Genomic DNA, 14,106 nt, shown 5'->3' with positions numbered 1-14,106 from the left:
ACCATGGCAGAGAACACCATCACTTGGGACAAGGATGCCGACGGCATCGTCACGCTGACGCTCGACGACCCCACCGGGTCGGCGAACGTGATGAACGAGCACTACAAGGAGTCGATGCACAAAGCCGTCGAACGCCTTGTGGCGGAGAAGGATTCGGTCACCGGCGTGGTGATCACCAGCGCCAAGAAGACGTTCTTCGCCGGTGGCGACCTCAAGAGCATGATCAACGCCGGCCCCGAGAACGCCGGCGACGTCTTCACCGAGGTCGAGGACATCAAGCGCGACCTGCGCACGCTGGAGACCCTGGGCAAGCCGGTCGTGGCCGCCATCAACGGCGCCGCGCTCGGCGGCGGACTGGAGATCGCGCTGGCCTGCCACCACCGCATCGCCGCCGACGTCAAGGGCAGCCAGCTGGGCCTGCCCGAGGTGACGCTGGGCCTGCTGCCCGGTGGTGGCGGGGTCACCCGCACCGTGCGGATGTTCGGCATCCAGAACGCGTTCATGAACATCCTTTCGCAGGGCACCCGTTTCAAGCCGGCCAAGGCGAAGGAGATGGGGCTGGTCGACGAGCTGGTCGGCTCGGTCGAGGAACTGGTGCCCGCCGCCAAGGCGTGGATCAAGGCCAACCCCGACTCGCACACCCAGCCGTGGGACGCCAAGGGCTACAAGATGCCTGGCGGCACCCCGTCCAGCCCCGCGCTGGCCGGCATCCTGCCGTCGTTCCCGGCGCTGCTGAAGAAGCAGCTCAAGGGTGCGCCGATGCCCGCGCCGCGGGCCATCCTGGACGCGGCCGTCGAGGGCGCGCAGGTGGACTTCGACACGGCCACCCGCATCGAGAGCCGCTACTTCACCCAGCTGGTCACCGGCCAGGTCGCCAAGAACATGATCCAGGCGTTCTTCTTCGACCTGCAGCACATCAACGGCGGTGGCTCGCGACCCGACGGCATCGAGCCGGTCAAGATCAACAAGATCGGCGTGCTGGGCGCGGGCATGATGGGCGCGGGCATCGCGTACGTCTCGGCCAAGGCCGGTTTCGACGTGGTGCTCAAGGACGTCAGCATCGAGGCCGCCCAGAAGGGCAAGGGCTACTCGGAAAAGCTTGAGGCCAAGGCGCTTCAGCGCGGTAAGACCACCGAGGAGAAGAGCAAGGCGCTGCTGGACCGCATCACGCCGTCCGCCGACCCCGCCGACTTCAAGGGCGTCGACTTCGTCATCGAGGCGGTGTTCGAGAACCAGGACCTCAAGCACAAGGTGTTCCAGGAGATCGAGGACATCGTCGAACCCAACGCGCTGCTCGGGTCCAACACCTCGACGCTGCCGATCACCGGTCTGGCGACCGGCGTCAAGCGCCAGGAAGACTTCATCGGGATCCACTTCTTCTCTCCGGTGGACAAGATGCCGCTGGTCGAAATCATCAAGGGCGAGAAGACTTCTGACGAGGCACTGGCCCGGGTGTTCGACTACACGCTGGCCATCGGCAAGACCCCGATCGTCGTCAACGACAGCCGCGGCTTCTTCACCAGCCGCGTCATCGGCACCTTCGTGAACGAGGCCCTGGCGATGCTGGGCGAGGGCGTGGAGCCCGCCAGCATCGAGCACGCCGGCTCGCAGGCCGGCTACCCGGCGCCGCCGCTGCAGCTCTCGGACGAGCTCAACCTGGAGCTGATGCACAAGATCGCCGCGGCCACCCGCAAGGGCGTCGAGGACGCCGGCGGCACCTACGAGCCGCACCCGGCGGAGGCGGTCGTGGAGAAGATGATCGAGATCGGCCGCCCGTCGCGGCTCAAGGGCGCGGGCTTCTACGAGTACGTCGACGGCAAGCGCACCCGGTTGTGGCCGGGCCTGCGGGAGACGTTCAAGTCGGGCAGCGCGCAGATCCCGTTGCAGGACATGATCGATCGGATGCTGTTCGCCGAGGCGCTGGAAACCCAGAAGTGCCTCGACGAGGGCGTGTTGACGTCGACCGCCGACGCCAACATCGGTTCGATCATGGGCATCGGGTTCCCGCCGTATACCGGTGGCAGCGCGCAGTTCATCGTCGGCTACGAGGGTGCGGGAGGGACCGGCAAGGAAGCGTTCGTGGCGCGGGCACGCGAGCTGGCCGCCAAGTACGGTGACCGCTTCCTGCCGCCGGACTCGCTGACCTAGTTTCAGTCGCAAAAGCCCCCGAAGCCGTTGGCCTCGGGGGCTTTTGCGTGGCGTGGTCCCGCGAGACTTAAACCATGGCGGTGCGTTACGGCGTGTCGTCGCCGTGGTTTAAGTGTCGCGGCAATGGAAGGGGCGGTACCGCGTCGGCGGCCTCAACCGGAGGCGGCGGCGATCCTGCGCCATTGCTCGCGCGGGAACGCCTTCGGGTCCTCCAGCAGCACTTGCACGCACACGTGGTCGGCGCCCGCCGACCGATGCTCGTCGACCCTGCGCATGATCGCCCCTTCGTCGCCCCACGCGATGATGGCATCGAAGAGACGGTCGCTCACCTGCGCCAGGTCGTCTTCGGAGAACCCGCTGCGCAGCAGGTTGTTGGCGTAGTTGGGCAAAGCCAAATACGCACGCAGCCAATCGGTTCCGATTCGCCGCGCCTCGTCGGCGTCCTCGGAAAGGACGACGGTCTGTTCAGGCAGCAGCAGGGGGCCCTCACCCAGAGTCGCGCGAGCGGAGGCTGTGTGGTCGGGCGTGACGAGATAAGGATGCGCGCCGCGGGACCGTTCCGCCGACAGGGTCAGCATCTTGGGGCCGAGCGCGGCGAGCACCCGGTTCTCGGCGGGCACCGGCCGCACGGCGGCATCCAGCCCGTCCAGGAACGACGCCGTCGCCGCCAGCGGCTTGCGGTAGCGCCCGGGCTGGCCGGCGTCGATGAGCGGCGCGTGGCTGACGCCGATGCCGAGCAGGAACCGGTCCCCGTGCTCGTCGGTGAGTGCCGCGTAGGACTCGGCGACGTCGCCGGGTGCATGCATCCACAGGTTGAGGATCCCGGTCGCGACCACGGTCCGCTCGGTCGCGGCGAGCAGGTTGCCGACGGCGTCGAACACCGGTCCGCCGACGTCGGGTATCCACAGCGCGGGGAAACCCAACTCGTCCAATTCCGCTGCCGCCTCGGCGGATTCGGACGGATCGCCGTAGCGCAGTTGACTGCTCCAGATTCCCACACCGGCTAGTTCCATCGGCGGTTGTTCCTTTCGTTCGCTTGTCGGTCGGTCGCGCTGTAGTCGGGCACCGGCATCGAGTCGTGCATCCGGACGCCCTTGGCGTTCAGCTTGGCCAGCGACCGCGACAACGACCCGGGCATGGCCGAGACCAGCTGCGCGCCGCGGGTCAACGCCCACACGCCGAACCGCGACCCGGGAATGATGCCCTTGGCGGCGCCGCGGGCGAACGCGCGGCTCTGGTGTACCGGCTCGCGCATCTGCAGTTCGTAGGCGGAGAACGCGCGCAGGAGGTCGCCGTCGGCCTGGGCGAGCTCGCCGGCCAGTACGTAGGCGCCGAGCACCGCGAGGCTGGTACTGCCCCCGACCGCCGGGCCGGGGCAATATCCCGCGTCGCCGACGAGGGTGACCCGCCGACGTGACCATCGGTCCAGTCGCAGTTGGCTGATGGAGTCGAAGTAGAAGGCGGGCGTGCTGTCGACTTCGGCTAGCCAATCGTCCACCTGCTCGTGCATATCGGCGAACGCCGAACGCAATAAGTCCTTCTGCCGCAACGCATCCCGGTGGTCATAGTCGAGTTCACGGCTACTGCGGAACAGGAAGACGGCGCGCGCGTCGTCGAGGTGCTCGGCGGTGTAGATGGCCGCGAGGCGGCCCACGCCGACGTGGCAGGTCATCTCGCCGCGGCCGGCGAGCGCCTTGGGTGCCGACACCACCGCCAGATAGCCGCCGAGGAACCGGGTTAGGTTGGCTTCATCGCCGAAGGTCAGCTGACGGACGTTGGAGTGCAGCCCGTCGGCGCCGACGACGACGTCGAACCGGCGGGCGGGGCCGTGCTCGAACGTCACCTCGCCGTCATGGTCGATCGCGGTGATCGCGTCACCGAACAGGTACTCGACGTCGTCGCGACCGGCGTCGTAATAGATTTCGCTGAGGTCGTCGCGCATGATCTCCACATGCCGGTCCGACGTGGCGGCGTAGATCTTGGTGAGATCGATCTCGAAGGGCCGCGCGCGACCTTCCCGACGCATGATCATGCGGTTCGTTCCGGTGGCGAGCGCTTCGATCCGGGGCAGGACGCCCATCTTCGCCGAAATCTCCATCGCGGGGCGGAACAGGTCGACGGCGTGACCGCCGGTCTTGCGCAGGGCGGGTGCCCGCTCGACGACGGTGACGTCGAAGCCGCGACGGGTCAGCCAGTACGCCAGCACCGGTCCGGCGATGCTGGCACCGGAGACCAGGACCCGCATGACGACCTCCCGCTTGCTCGACGATGGGTAAGCCTAGCGGCGGGTCTGGCCCAACGACCGGGCTAGAGTCCGTTGTTATGCGCTTCGGTCTCTTCATCCCCCAGGGCTGGCGAATGGATCTGGTCGACATCGAACCGGAGAAGCACTGGGCGGTGATGCGCGACCTGGCCACCTACGCCGACAACGGCGCCTGGGACTCACTGTGGGTGTACGACCACTTTCACACCGTCCCGATGCCGACCGACGAAGCCACCCACGAGGCGTGGTCGCTGATGGCCGCGTACGCGGCGGTCACGTCGCGGATCAAACTCGGCCAGATGTGCACTGCGATGAGCTACCGCAACCCGGTGTACCTGGCCAAGGTCGCGGCGACCGCCGACATCATCTCCGGTGGGCGGATCCAGATGGGCATCGGCGGTGGCTGGTACGAACACGAATGGCGCGCTTACGGTTACGGATTTCCCTCGGCGGGCGTACGGCTGGGCCGGCTGGACGAGGGCGTGCGGATAATGCGGGATGCCTGGCGCGACGGCAAGGTCAGCTTCGACGGTAAGCACTACCAGGTCAACGGCGCGATCGTTGCCCCCAAACCGCTGCAGGACAATGGGATTCCGCTGTGGATTGCCGGCGGCGGCGAAAAGGTGACTCTGCGCATCGCAGCGCAATACGCGCAATACACCAACTTCACACCGGAGCCCGAGGCCTTCGCGCACAAGTCGGAAGTGCTGGCCCAGCATTGTCGGCGGCTGGGTACCGACTTCGATGCCATCGTGCGTTCGGCCAACGTCAACGCCGTTGTCGGGACGTCGGACGCCGACGTCCAGGACCGGCTCCAGCGGGTCCGCGACCGCCTCGTCCGCCATGTGCCGGAGGCGGCCGCGGATGCGATGCTCGCCGCCGGCAGCGGACCCGATTCGGCGACGGGCACGCCGGAACAGGTGATCGAGCGGATGGCCAAGTTGCGCGACCTCGGGTGCGAGTACGCCATCTGCTATTTCCCGGAGGCGGCCTACGATCGGTCCGGCATCGAGTTGTTCGAGCGCGAGGTCATCCCGGCGCTGAGCTAGACATCGGACGTGGCGTATCTCGTCTTGACCGGAGGGACGGCCAGCAGAGGAGGAAGCTCGGTCAGCTTCCCCTCGCCCGCCCGGAACGCGCGGTACGCCTCGTCGTGCTCGACCGAGTCCCACAGTTCATAGATCAGCCAGTGCGCTTCGTCGTCCTCGTCGACGAGCACGTCGGTGCGGACGTTCCCGGCAAACGCCCGGGTGTCGCGCAACGCGCGGCCCATGACGTCGCGCGCCTGCGGCACCGCGTCGGGCTTGAACTTCAGTTCGAGTATCACCGTGACTGGCATGGTCTCAACGATATCCGCGGGTCGCGGGGGCGCCCGATCAATTAGCGAGAATGCGGTTTCCACTTTTCGGAAAGCTGTTATACGGTTCAGTGAGCAACATTCTGTAGGCGCACCGTGGACGCTTCTGGAGGATCCCCCGATGCAAAAGGCACTCGCCCCCGAGATCTCTACCTGGCCCGATGAGAGCCCACAGCTGATCGGCAGCCGGTGCGGCAGTTGTGGAGCCACCACCTTCCCGGTCCAGCAGTGGTGCCCGCGCTGCAGCCTCGGGGAGATGACCGATGTGCTGCTGCCGCGCCGCGGGACACTGGTCGCGTGGACCACCCAGGGCTTTCCGCCCGGGGCCCCGTACGCAGGCCCGACGGGCAAGGACTTCGTGCCGTTCGGCGTCGGACTGGTCCAACTCGACGACGTAATCCGAGTCGAGGGGCGGCTGACCGAGAACGACCCGGCCGAGTTGCAATTCGGCCAGGAGGTCGAGCTGACGATCGTCCCGCTCACCACCGACGAAGAGGGCACCGAAATCATGACGTTCGCGTTCCGGCCGATCGCAACTTCTCCGGAAGGAGCCTGAGATGACCAACGATGTCGCCATCATCGGCGTGGGCCTGCACCCGTTCGGCCGGTTCGACAAGACCGCAATGCAGATGGGCGCCGAGGCCATTCAATCCGCGCTGGCCGACGCCGGGGTGGCCTGGAAGGACATCCAGTTCGGCTTCGGCGGCAGCCACGAAGTGTCGAACCCGGACGCGGTCACCCGTCTGGTCGGGTTGACCGGCATCACGTTCACCAACGTGTTCAATGCCTGCGCCACCGCCGCCAGCGCCATCCAGCAGACCGCCGACACCATCCGGCTCGGCAAGTACGACATCGGAATCGCCATCGGGTTGGACAAGCACCCGCGCGGCGCCTTCACCGACGACCCCGCCAAGCTGGCGCTGCCACAGTGGTACGCGCAGAACGGCCAGTTCGTCACCACCAAGTTCTTCGGCATGAAGGCCAACAAGTACCTGCACGACCACAACATCTCCCAGGCCACGCTCGCCAAGGTGGCGGCCAAGAACTTCCGCAACGGCGCGCTGAACCCGAATGCGTTCCGCCGCAAGCCGATTCCCGAGGAAGAGATTCTCAATTCCGCCGTGCTCAATTACCCCCTGACGCAGTACATGTTCTGCGCGCCCGACGAGGGCGCGGCCGCGGTGATCATGTGTCGGGCCGACATCGCGCACAAGTACACCGACAAGCCGGTGTACGTGCGGGCCTGCGAGATTCGCACCCGCCGGTACGGCGCCTACGAGGTGCACGCCACCTTCGCCCCGCTGGACGAGGACGTCTCCCCGACGGTGTACGCGGCCAAGGCGGCCTACGAGGCCGCCGGCATCGGGCCCGAGGACGTCGATGTCGCGCAGCTGCAGGACACCGACGCCGGCAACGAGGTCATCCACATGGCCGAGACCGGCCTGTGCGCCGACGGCGAACAGGAGAAGCTGCTCGCTGACGGTGCCACCGAGATCCACGGCTCGATGCCTGTCAACACCGACGGCGGGTTGATCGCCAACGGTGAGCCGATCGGCGCGTCGGGGCTGCGGCAGATGCACGAGCTCGTGCGCCAGCTGCGCGGCGAGGCGGGCGAACGTCAGGTGCCCGGCAACCCGCGCGTCGGCCTGGCCCAGGTGTACGGCGCACCCGGCACGGCATCGGCGACCATCCTGTCGCTGTAGTCCGCGACCGCGCGCGGCTCTCGGACCATGCGTGCGTCCCCGGATTTGATATCACCGGTGCTATCAAGTTCGACGAACGTCGCACGGTTCGGAAGAGCTACGCGCACCGCTAAGCGGCGTATTCGGGCAATGCGATGTCGTTTCCGAACTCGCTCCCGACGACCCAATCGGCCAGCAGCGGAACGTTCAGCAGCTTGGACGCCTGGTTGCGCGTCCACAGACCCAGCGCCGTCTTTGGCGCGAACGTGGTGGCGAATGCGCGGGCCGACCGCTGCCGGGCCTCGACGATCGGACGCAGCCGATTCTCATAGCGGCGAAACGCCTCCCGGTGATCGTCTCCCGCGCGGTCAAGTTCGCCCGCCAGTGTGTAGGCCTGCACCATCGCCAGGCCCGTCCCCTCACCCGCCAGCAGCGAGACCGCGCCCGCGGCGTCGCCGACCAGCGCCACCCGCCCGTCCGACCAGTGGTCCATGACGATCTGGCTGGTGCGGTCGAAGTACACGTCGGCTGCCCCGTCGAGTTGGCGCAGGATCTCCGGGCACTCCCAACCCGCATTGCCGAAGACCTGATGCAATGTCGCGTTAACCCCTGACGCATCGTGCGGATCGGGACCGCTCATGTGCTGAGGCGTGAAAATAAAGAGAAACATGGTCTTCTCGTCGCGCATGGCGAATCGGGCGACCATGCGTCCCGGCATGGTGTAGGCAAGGTAGACGAGTTCGTCGCGCGGTTCATAGCCCTTGGTTTCGAATGCCGCGACCCGATAGCCGAGATCCTTCTCGAATCTAGAGGAGGGGCCGAATACCAAGTCCCGCACGGGCGAATGAATGCCACCCGCACCGACGAGCAGATCGAATTGCCGTGAGCCGCCCCCGTCGAGGGTCACCCGCACTCCCGAATCGTTTTGCTCGACGGCGGAAACGCTTTCACCGAAAAGGGTTTCACAATGGTTGTCGATGGAGCGATAGATCATGGCCGACAGGTCACCACGGGGCACGGTGACGAACCGGCCATCAAGGTTGCGCTGGAACACCTCGGCCGCAAAGCCGCCCACCCTACGTGAATCGCGATCTACCAGTCGGACCTCGCGCACGGTGTACCCCGCGGCGTGCAGCTCGGCGGTGAGTCCCATGCGTTCGGCCACGGCGTATCCGCCACCCCAGAAGTCCACCACGTAGCCGCCGGTGCGCAGCCGCGGCGCCTTCTCGATCAGGGTTGGCTCGTGGCCATACCGTGATAGCCAGTACGCGAGCGTTGGGCCGGCGATGCCGGCGCCGACAACGGCGATCTTCATTGTGCCCACCCTCCGGTAATTGGAGTTGGGTCCACCATAGCACTATGAAACAGTTGCACTAGGCAATGTTGGTGGAAATCTTTGCGCCAGTGGCCGATCAGGCGGGACGCTCAGGAAGGTGGATGCGCGGCGCCAGGCCGGGACTATGCGGGCCTTCGCAAACTTGATATCGCCGGTGATATCAATTTCCGCCAACGTCGCATGGCGGCGGAGAGCGCTCGGCTTAAATCGCCGGCCCCAGCAGGTCGTCCGCGTCGCGAATGATGTAACCGTAGCCCTGCTCGGCGAGGAAGCGCTGCCGGTGCGCGGCATACTCCGCGTCCAGGCTGTCGCGGGCCACAACGGAGTAGAAGATGGCGCCACCACCGTCGGCTTTGGGTCGCAGTAACCGGCCCAGCCGCTGCGCTTCCTCCTGACGCGAACCGAAGGTTCCCGAAACCTGCACCGCCACAGAAGCTTCCGGCAGATCGATGGAAAAATTGGCGACCTTGGACACCACCAGTGTGGACACCTCACCCCGGCGGAACGCGTCGAACAGTTCCTCGCGTTCCTTCGTCCGGGTCGACCCCTGGATCACCGGGGCGTTCAGTTCGGCGCCCAGTTCGTCGAGCTGGTCGAGGTAGGCGCCGATCACCAGCGTCTGTTCGCCCGGATGCTTGTCCAGGATCGACCTGACCACCGCGATCTTCGAGTGCGCCGTCGAGCACACCTTGTATCGCTCCTCGGGTTCCGACGTGGCGTAGATCATCCGTTCGTTGTCGGTCATGGTCACCCGCACTTCGACGCACTCGGCCGGCGCGATCCAGCCCTGCGCCTCGATGTCCTTCCACGGGGCGTCGTAGCGCTTCGGGCCGATCAGGGAGAACACGTCGCCCTCGCGGCCGTCTTCACGGACCAGCGTGGCGGTCAGGCCCAGCCGGCGTTTGGATTGCAGGTCGGCGGTCATCCGGAACACGGGCGCGGGCAACAGGTGGACCTCGTCGTAGATGATCAGCCCCCAGTCGCGGCTGTCGAAGAGCTCCAGATGCCGGTACTCGCCCTTGGTGCGCCGGGTGATCATCTGATACGTCGAGATGGTGACGGGCCGGATCTCCTTGCGCTCGCCGGAATATTCGCCGATCTCTTCTTCGGTGAGCGAGGTGCGCGCTACCAGTTCGCGCTTCCACTGCCGTGCCGCGACGATGTTGGTGACCAGGATCAGCGTCGTCGCGCTGGCCTTCGCCATCGCGGCCGCGCCCACCAGTGTCTTGCCCGCCCCGCACGGGAGGACCACCACCCCGGATCCGCCGGCCCAGAACGAATCGGTGGCCATCTGCTGGTAGTCGCGCAGGTGCCAGCCGTCCTGCGCCAGGCTGATCGGGTGCGCCTCGCCGTCCACGTAGCCCGCGAGATCCTCTGCGGGCCAGCCGATCTTGAGCAACATCTGCTTGACCCGGCCGCGCTCGCTGGGGTGCACGACGACGGTGTCGTCGTCGATGCGGGCCCCCAGCATGGGGGCGATCTTCTTGTTGCGCAGCACCTCCTCGAGCACCGCGCGGTCCAGACTGACCAGGGTGAGGCCGTGCGCCGGGTGTTTGACCAACTGCAGGCGGCCGTAGCGGGCCATCGTGTCGACGATGTCGACCAGCAGCGGCTGGGGTACCGCGTAGCGCGAGAAGCTGACCAGCGCGTCGACGACCTGTTCGGCGTCGTGGCCGGCGGCGCGGGCGTTCCACAGCGCCAACGGCGTGATGCGGTAGGTGTGCACGTGCTCGGGCGCGCGCTCCAGCTCGGCGAACGGCGCGATGGCGGCGCGTGCCGCGCCGGCCAGTTCATGGTCGACTTCGAGCAGCACCGTCTTATCGGACTGCACAATCAAGGGGCCGTCAGTCAATGGCCCAACTCCTTCTCATTCCTCGCGGTCGCAACGCATCGCAATCCCATTATCGGCCGTTGGCCGACACCACCGACGTGATGCGGTGGATGGCGAAGTCGCGCAGACGCCCGGACGCCGAGTCGAACGCGGTCAGCTGACCGCCGCGAACGGTGATCGGCGCCACGACACGCTGGGTGGCGACACCCGCGGCATCCAGATAACCGATCACCAGCGTCTCTTGTTCCCTGGCCGCCCGCTGCAACAACGACATGGTGACCGCCGGATCGACGCGATTGTTGCCGAACGGCGCGGCGGTCACCTTGCGCAGCACCGCGACCACGGCGTTGAGGCTCTCGCTGTTGGGTCGTGGCATCGGGCGGTAGGGCCGGCGCTGCTGCGGAGTGGGGACCCGGGCGCCGCGGGGGCGGACGTCGACGATGGCGCCGGTGGAGTCTTCGGCCGCCGGGGCGAAACCCGCCGCGCGCAGCGCGGTCAGCACCTCGGCGATCGGCGCCGGAGACACCGCGACCGTCGGGGCCAGAGCGCGCAGTTGCACCCGGTCGGTCGCGGGTGCGGCGACGGCCTGGGCCAGCAGCGCGGGATCCTCGCAGCGCACGAATGACGTGGCCATGCCGATTCGCAGCTGGCCATGCCGTCGTGCGACATCATCGATCAGGTAGGTGAGCCCCTGCGGCACAGGCGTTTTGGAGTGTCTGGCGAACAGTCCATGCATCCAGTCGCGGGTCTTTCCCACGTCGAGCGCGTGCCGGATCGACGGTTCGCTGATGCGGTAGACCATCGCGGTGCCGGCCGATTCGACCGTGGCCACGGTGGCCAGGTCCTCGGCGAGGTCGCGTTCCAATGGCCCCGGCACGACGACGGTCAGGTCGGCCTGCACCAGGAAGTAATCGATCGGTTTCGGTAGGGCACGCGCCATCGCGTCGACCGCGGCCTGCGGGCCGGTGCTCTCGTCGAGCAGGGCGCGGCCGGGGGTACTGAGCGCCCCGCGCCCCACCAGGCCCAGCGCGTGGCTCTCGGCGAGCAGATCACCCACGGGCCCGGGCTGTAACCGCTTGGCCCAGCGGGGGCGCCGCCAGACGAGCGCCGCCGACGCTGAAACCGCGTTGACGCCGGCGCCCGAAGGCAACTGGGCCAGCGTGCCCAGCAGCAGCCGGCGATCCAGCGGCGCGGCAGTCGAGTACAGCGCATCGGTAAGGGCGCCATACGGTTTGGCGTCGGGCCCCCGGCTGCCGATCAAGGCCGGCCGGCTCGGCAGGTCCAGCCAGCTGCCGGCCAGCAGCTGCCAGCGCTCCGCGGTGGGCAGCGCGGTGAACCGGTCGGTGGCCACCGTCGGCGCCCAGTACGGCCCGTCGCCGGTGGCCGGTTCGGGGTCGGGCATCCCGCTGGCGATCAAGCCGGCCGCGGCCGCCACCTCGAGGATCAGGCCCAGCCGCGACTCCTCGATGCCCGTCGTCTTGCTGAGCCGCTTGACGTCGCGGATCCCCAGTCCACCGCTGCGCAGCTCCGAAACCGGTGCGGCGGCCAGCGTTTCGATCAGGACGTCGAGCTCTCGCAGCAGGTCGATGGTGGCCCCGGCCGCCGCCGCGTCGACATCGTCGGCGGTGGTCGTCGACACCACCGGGTCGGGTGCGGTCAGCTGCATGGGACCGGCTTGTTCGCCGCGCAGCACCTGCCCGACGTGGCGGGGCAGGATCACGGTCTCGGCGTCGATGCGTCGCAGCAGTCCCATCGCCAGCAGCTGGGGCACCGGCCGGTCCGTGGGAGCGCCGGGCGCGGCGTCACGGGTGCGGCCCATCGGCGAACCCTCGAGGAGCTTCTCCAGCACGTCGAGCTGGGCCTGGTTGAGGTCGTCGATGAGCCGCGCGATCTCCTCGCCCGTGCGGGCGGCGTCCTCGAGGGTGACTTGGCCCGGGTACCAAGGCAGCGCCGTGCCGTCGTCCGGGGCGATGCGGAGCGCGGTGTCGCCCCAGACCAACGCGCGCGCGCGGAGGTCGTCCAGCGCGTCCGCTATGTCGGCGTCGCGAGCGCGCTCGCCGATCAACGCCAGCAGTTTCGTCGTCGGCACCGGCGTGACGTCGGCCTGCAGCACCAACAGCGCGTCGAGCACCGCGAGCCGCAGGAAGTCGAGCTCGTCGGTGGCGGCCTTGACCGACTGGCGGGCCTGAGCGCGGGCGGCCAGCGCGGCGATGCTGCCGGGCGGGGGCTGGGCGAGGTCCGGCCTCAGCTCCAGCAGTCGGATCAGCCGCTCGTCGGGCAAGTCGGCCAGCCACGACCCCAGCGGGATGTCCGGGGTGTTGTCGGTCATTGCTGACCAGCGTAAAACAGTCGGCGGGTCGCACGTCGGCCACGAATGGCGGGGCCTCCTCGGTCGAACTGCCGATCTTGCACGACATGCGCAGGAGCGACCTGTCAGAATGGACGCCGTGGCTGACACTGCTGAGGGCAAAGCCCGCAAAACCAGGTATGTCGACAACGGGTGGCCGACGACGGACCCCGACGACCACGCGGTGAGCGAACTCGTGACCGACCGCACGGGCGCGTTGTCGCCGTTCGGCGAGCTGGTGTTCCCGCTGCCCTCCACTGACCTGCCCTACCTGCACCCGGTTACCGTCGTTAACCGGTAGGCGCCAGGATGGCTAAGGCCTCCGAGGCCGCCAAGCCCGCGGCGACCTGGGCATCGGGAGAATCCGGCCCGGGCGCGTTGTCACACCTGGACGACCGAGGCGCGGCCCACATGGTCGACGTCAGCGAAAAGGGAACCACGAAGCGCACCGCCGTGGCCGCCGGCGCCTTACACACTTCCCCGCACGTGGTGGAGCTGATCTCGGCCGGAGGGCTCCCCAAGGGCGACGCGCTGGCCACCGCCCGCGTGGCGGGCATCCTCGCGGCCAAGCGCACCAGTGAGCTGATCCCGCTCTGCCACCAGTTGGCGCTCACGGGAGTCGACGTGGAATTCACGGTGGGACCCGCCGACATCGAGATCATCGCGACCGTTCGCAGCACCGACCGCACGGGGGTGGAGATGGAGGCGCTGACCGCTGTCAGTGTGGCAGGCCTGACGCTGTACGACATGATCAAAGCTGTGGATCCTGCCGCGCGCCTCGACGACATTCGGGTGCTGCGCAAGGAAGGCGGCAAGACCGGAACTTGGGTGCGGTGATGGGCACCCGATCCGCCCGCGTCATCATCGCCTCGACCCGCGCGTCCGCCGGGGTATACGACGATCGCTGCGGGCCCATCATCGCGGAATGGCTTGCAGAGCGCGGGTTTTCGTTTGCCGAGCCGGCGGTGGTCGCCGACGGTGAGCCCGTCGGCGAGGCCCTGCGCAAGGCGGTCGACGACAGCGTCGACGTCGTCATCACGTCGGGCGGCACCGGTATCTCGCCCAGCGACGGCACGCCCGACCAGACCGTCGCCGTGCTGGACTACATGATCCCGGGGCTGGCCGACGCGATCCGCCGGTCG

General features: G+C 67.8%; 13 protein-coding genes. 7 read left to right on the top strand and 6 right to left on the bottom strand.

Annotated elements, in window-relative coordinates; all coding sequences use genetic code 11:
• Window positions 1–3: 3 nt before the first annotated feature.
• Window positions 4–2,148, top strand: coding sequence for a 3-hydroxyacyl-CoA dehydrogenase NAD-binding domain-containing protein (locus tag A5704_RS15535; RefSeq protein ID WP_067753363.1), 2,145 nt, complete (start codon window positions 4–6; stop codon window positions 2,146–2,148).
• A 152-nt stretch (window positions 2,149–2,300) separates the two neighbouring features.
• Here the strand turns inward: A5704_RS15535 and A5704_RS15530 are convergent, their stop codons facing one another.
• Together A5704_RS15530 and A5704_RS15525 are read right to left on the bottom strand one after the other, a co-directional pair.
• Window positions 2,301–3,161 (bottom strand): LLM class F420-dependent oxidoreductase, encoded by an 861-nt coding sequence (locus A5704_RS15530; protein ID WP_067778608.1) that lies wholly within the window; start codon window positions 3,159–3,161, stop codon window positions 2,301–2,303.
• Complete coding sequence (locus tag A5704_RS15525) at window positions 3,152–4,393, bottom strand: FAD-dependent monooxygenase (protein ID WP_067753369.1); 1,242 nt, start codon at window positions 4,391–4,393, stop codon at window positions 3,152–3,154. Before A5704_RS15525 ends, A5704_RS15530 begins: the two co-directional genes overlap by 10 nt.
• A 77-nt stretch (window positions 4,394–4,470) precedes the next feature.
• On the opposite strand from A5704_RS15525, the gene A5704_RS15520 reads away from it, so the two are divergent.
• Window positions 4,471–5,460 carry an LLM class F420-dependent oxidoreductase gene (locus tag A5704_RS15520; RefSeq protein ID WP_067753373.1) on the top strand — a complete coding sequence of 330 codons (990 nt, stop codon included), beginning with the start codon at window positions 4,471–4,473 and terminating at the stop codon, window positions 5,458–5,460.
• Here the strand turns inward: A5704_RS15520 and A5704_RS15515 are convergent.
• A complete protein-coding gene (locus tag A5704_RS15515; RefSeq protein WP_067753376.1) occupies window positions 5,457–5,750 on the bottom strand; it encodes a putative quinol monooxygenase in 294 nt (97 codons plus the stop codon). The two genes, A5704_RS15520 and A5704_RS15515, sit on opposite strands and share 4 nt — an antisense overlap.
• A 139-nt stretch (window positions 5,751–5,889) precedes the next feature.
• On the opposite strand from A5704_RS15515, the gene A5704_RS15510 reads away from it, so the two are divergent.
• Both A5704_RS15510 and A5704_RS15505 read left to right on the top strand, forming a co-directional pair.
• The gene (locus A5704_RS15510; protein WP_067753379.1) at window positions 5,890–6,324 is read left to right on the top strand and encodes a Zn-ribbon domain-containing OB-fold protein; all 435 of its coding nucleotides are present in this window, start codon (window positions 5,890–5,892) and stop codon (window positions 6,322–6,324) included.
• A gap of 1 nt (window position 6,325) precedes the next feature.
• Window positions 6,326–7,471 carry a thiolase family protein gene (locus tag A5704_RS15505; RefSeq protein ID WP_067889763.1) on the top strand — a complete coding sequence of 382 codons (1,146 nt, stop codon included), beginning with the start codon at window positions 6,326–6,328 and terminating at the stop codon, window positions 7,469–7,471.
• Window positions 7,472–7,580: 109 nt separating this feature from the next.
• On the opposite strand, the gene A5704_RS15500 is transcribed toward A5704_RS15505, so the two are convergent.
• From A5704_RS15500 to A5704_RS15490, 3 genes are all read right to left on the bottom strand, one after another.
• Complete coding sequence (locus tag A5704_RS15500) at window positions 7,581–8,765, bottom strand: FAD-binding domain (RefSeq protein ID WP_067753386.1); 1,185 nt, start codon at window positions 8,763–8,765, stop codon at window positions 7,581–7,583.
• 223 nt (window positions 8,766–8,988) lie between these two features.
• Entirely contained in the window at window positions 8,989–10,638 is a 1,650-nt protein-coding gene (locus A5704_RS15495) for a DNA repair helicase XPB (protein WP_067753390.1), read from the bottom strand.
• A gap of 49 nt (window positions 10,639–10,687) precedes the next feature.
• Window positions 10,688–12,946 (bottom strand): helicase-associated domain-containing protein, encoded by a 2,259-nt coding sequence (locus tag A5704_RS15490; RefSeq protein ID WP_067889760.1) that lies wholly within the window; start codon window positions 12,944–12,946, stop codon window positions 10,688–10,690.
• 118 nt (window positions 12,947–13,064) lie between these two features.
• Here A5704_RS15490 and A5704_RS15485 point away from each other — a divergent pair, with 118 nt between their 5' ends.
• The 3 genes from A5704_RS15485 to A5704_RS15475 form a co-directional block, all read left to right on the top strand.
• Complete coding sequence (locus A5704_RS15485; RefSeq protein WP_139273158.1) at window positions 13,065–13,265, top strand: hypothetical protein; 201 nt, start codon at window positions 13,065–13,067, stop codon at window positions 13,263–13,265.
• Between the two features lie 8 nt (window positions 13,266–13,273).
• A complete protein-coding gene (gene moaC / locus A5704_RS15480; RefSeq protein WP_067753399.1) occupies window positions 13,274–13,801 on the top strand; it encodes a cyclic pyranopterin monophosphate synthase MoaC in 528 nt (175 codons plus the stop codon).
• A partial coding sequence (locus A5704_RS15475; protein WP_255396407.1) for a molybdenum cofactor biosynthesis protein B occupies window positions 13,801–14,106 on the top strand: 306 nt, incomplete at its 3' end. The genes moaC and A5704_RS15475, both read left to right, overlap by 1 nt.

The sequence above is a fragment of the Mycobacterium sp. E735 genome (genome assembly GCF_001666955.1).
Taxonomy (GTDB): domain Bacteria; phylum Actinomycetota; class Actinomycetes; order Mycobacteriales; family Mycobacteriaceae; genus Mycobacterium.
This window is presented reverse-complemented; position numbering and strand designations above follow the sequence as displayed.

What these genes read in the sequence shown, in the direction of transcription:
- A5704_RS15490 (WP_067889760.1), bottom strand. Translation starts at nt 12,946, where the DNA reads ATGACCGACAACACCCCGGACATCCCGCTGGGGTCGTGGCTGGCCGAC.
- A5704_RS15505 (WP_067889763.1), top strand. Translation starts at nt 6,326, where the DNA reads ATGACCAACGATGTCGCCATCATCGGCGTGGGCCTGCACCCGTTCGGC.
- A5704_RS15530 (WP_067778608.1), bottom strand. Translation starts at nt 3,161, where the DNA reads ATGGAACTAGCCGGTGTGGGAATCTGGAGCAGTCAACTGCGCTACGGC.
- A5704_RS15520 (WP_067753373.1), top strand. Translation starts at nt 4,471, where the DNA reads ATGCGCTTCGGTCTCTTCATCCCCCAGGGCTGGCGAATGGATCTGGTC.
- moaC (WP_067753399.1), top strand. Translation starts at nt 13,274, where the DNA reads ATGGCTAAGGCCTCCGAGGCCGCCAAGCCCGCGGCGACCTGGGCATCG.
- A5704_RS15525 (WP_067753369.1), bottom strand. Translation starts at nt 4,393, where the DNA reads ATGCGGGTCCTGGTCTCCGGTGCCAGCATCGCCGGACCGGTGCTGGCG.
- A5704_RS15510 (WP_067753379.1), top strand. Translation starts at nt 5,890, where the DNA reads ATGCAAAAGGCACTCGCCCCCGAGATCTCTACCTGGCCCGATGAGAGC.
- A5704_RS15535 (WP_067753363.1), top strand. Translation starts at nt 4, where the DNA reads ATGGCAGAGAACACCATCACTTGGGACAAGGATGCCGACGGCATCGTC.
- A5704_RS15515 (WP_067753376.1), bottom strand. Translation starts at nt 5,750, where the DNA reads ATGCCAGTCACGGTGATACTCGAACTGAAGTTCAAGCCCGACGCGGTG.
- A5704_RS15500 (WP_067753386.1), bottom strand. Translation starts at nt 8,765, where the DNA reads ATGAAGATCGCCGTTGTCGGCGCCGGCATCGCCGGCCCAACGCTCGCG.